The organism is Thermomonas alba (assembly GCF_022419205.1).
Lineage (GTDB): Bacteria > Pseudomonadota > Gammaproteobacteria > Xanthomonadales > Xanthomonadaceae > Thermomonas > Thermomonas alba.
Genome location: NZ_JAJOZU010000075.1, coordinates 1 through 502, shown reverse-complemented (window position 1 = coordinate 502; position 502 = coordinate 1). Strand labels below are relative to the sequence as shown.

Annotated in this window: 1 protein-coding gene; it reads right to left on the bottom strand. The window is 69.3% G+C overall.

Annotated features, from left to right (window positions below):
• Positions 1–189: 189 nt before the first annotated feature.
• Complete coding sequence (locus ML342_RS11835) at positions 190–420, bottom strand: TrmH family RNA methyltransferase (protein WP_275672493.1); 231 nt, start codon at positions 418–420, stop codon at positions 190–192.
• Positions 421–502: the final 82 nt, after the last annotated feature.

Genomic DNA, 502 nt, shown 5'->3' with positions numbered 1-502 from the left:
GACCGTGCCGTCTGCGAGCGCGAGGATGGCGGGTGCAAGGACGGGAAACACGGACACTCTCCAGGAAGGTTTGGACGCACCCGCGCTCACCCGGCCCCGTCCGCCGCAGCGCCCGGCAACCACGGGGTGGTCGGGGCGCTCGCAGGACAGTCACCGAGTGGACACGGACGGTCTGGGTAAACCTTGAAATTATAGTCCGCCGAACACCGCCGCCGCGCTGGCGTGCAGGCAGATCGCGGCAGCGGCGGCCACGTTGAGCGACTCTTCACCGCCGGGCTGGATGATCCGCACCGTCTGAGCGGACTGTGCCATCAGGTCCGGGCGCACGCCCTGCCCTTCGTGGCCCAGCAACCAGGCACACGGCCAGGGCAGGCGGGCCTCGTGCAACCAGTCCCCGTGGTGGGAACTGGTCGCGAGCAGCGGTACCTACAAATCGCTCAAACAGGTGGTCTCCACCGCCTCCACCAGCGCGAGGCCGAAGTGGGCCCCCATGCCGGCACGC